The organism is Mycobacterium sp. (assembly GCF_050701675.1).
Taxonomy (GTDB): domain Bacteria; phylum Actinomycetota; class Actinomycetes; order Mycobacteriales; family Mycobacteriaceae; genus Mycobacterium.
Window position 1 is genome coordinate 1 of sequence record NZ_JBOGDD010000416.1, and the last position, 1,636, is coordinate 1,636.

Annotated in this window: 2 protein-coding genes; both read left to right on the forward strand. The window is 67.2% G+C overall.

Translation table 11 applies throughout. The features are described from left to right. The first annotated feature begins 121 nt into the window (after positions 1–121). Positions 122–565 (forward strand): DUF4345 family protein, encoded by a 444-nt coding sequence (locus tag ACRDUX_RS12600; protein ID WP_526414365.1) that lies wholly within the window; start codon positions 122–124, stop codon positions 563–565. A gap of 167 nt (positions 566–732) precedes the next feature. Continuing rightward, positions 733–1,629 (forward strand): hypothetical protein, encoded by an 897-nt coding sequence (locus ACRDUX_RS12605; RefSeq protein WP_526414366.1) that lies wholly within the window; start codon positions 733–735, stop codon positions 1,627–1,629. Positions 1,630–1,636 lie beyond the last annotated feature (7 nt).

A 1,636-nucleotide genomic window follows, 5' to 3' on the forward strand; every position in this document is an offset into this window, starting at 1 on the left:
CAGCAGCACGACGCAATCGAGCGGCTGCTCGAGGTGGTCATCGCCGGTCTCACCGACCACCGCGTCCGCAACATCAGCAACCCAAAGACCCACGAAACATTGCCAATTGGAGCAGACGACAATGACGCGTGAAATGAAGCACCTGGTCCTCATCACCGGAATGGTGTGCATCGTGCTAGGACTCGGCCAGTTCGTTCTCGGTTCCCAACTGACGCCCGGCGCCGCGATGGCGAACGCCACCTCGGAGTCCACCGAGCGATTCTCCGGCGGCATCATGATCGGATTCGGCCTGGCCTGGCTGTGGGCGGCGCGCATGTCACCGATACCCCTGGCCGCGGTGCGCTTCCTGGCCGGCGTTCTGCTGCTCGGCGCGACCGGTCGGATCATCTCCATTGCCGCGCAGGGCTGGCCCCACTGGTTTCAACTGGCCCAGACCGCCGTCGAGATCGTGGTGCCGGCGCTCGTCCTGATCGTTACCAGGGTCGTCGCCAAGCAAGCGAGTCCTCGCAACGAAATCCGCCGACATGTTCGCAAACCTCGTCGTACCCGCGTTGGCCCGACGTGACATCGACGTCGTGGGCACGGTGCACGATCCAGGCGCGGTGAGTGTCCGGGCCACCACCGGCGCTGCCGTTCCCGGGTCAGCTCGTCGAAGGCGCCATGAGAAATGGACTTCACCCTTGAGAACCCACAACACCGCCATCAGGAACCGGCGACGGTAATACTGGCAGCGTGTTGATAGGTGTGATGGCGGCATTGCTGGCGTGTTTCGGCTACGGCACCGCGTCGGTGCTTCAGGCCTACGGAGCGCGGAGCTCGGCCGCTGCTGCCGAACGCCTCGGGGAGCGCGCCTCGGCGGGGGGTGCCCCGACTCTGGCCGCGACCATCGCCGCCGCGCTGACCCCCACCTTCATTTGCGGAATGGCACTTGACGTCCTGGGGTTCCTGGGTAGCGTCGTCGCCGCCAGGCTCATCCCACTGTTCCTCTCACAGACGATCATGAGCGCCAACCTGGTCGTGACGGCCGTTCTCGGCGTCGCGGTGCTGGGGGTTCGCCTGCACGCGCGCGACGTGTTCGCCATCGTCCTGGTCGTCGTGTCGCTGTGTGTACTGGGTCTGACCGCTGGTCACACCGGCGGGGACACCGCCGCGCCCGCCGTGCACTGGGGTGTGCTGACGGTAGCGGTGCTGATCCTGGTGGTCGGAGTGGGTCTGGTGCGCGTATTCGGTGCCCGTGCCGCCATTCCCGCCGGCCTCGTCGCCGGGCTCCTGTTCGGCGCGATGGCGGTCGCGGTCCGGGTACTCGACGGAATCGACCCCCTGCGGCTGGACGTTCTGCTCGCCGACCCGGCGTTGTGGGCGGTTGGCATTGCCGGGGTCGGTGGCTTCTATCTCTTCACCGTTGCGCTGCAACTCGGTTCGGTCAACGGTGCCGCAGCCGCGCTCGTCGCCGGTGAGACGGTGGTGCCCGGAATCACCGGCGTCGTGTTGCTCGGTGACACGGCGGCCCCGGGGATGGGCTGGCTGGTGGCGGTGGCCTTCGTGGGGGCCGTCTCTGGTGCTGTGGCCGTCGCCGTGTTCGGAGCTGCCGAGAACGCGCAGGCGACCGAACCCAGCAAGACACCCTGAATCCACC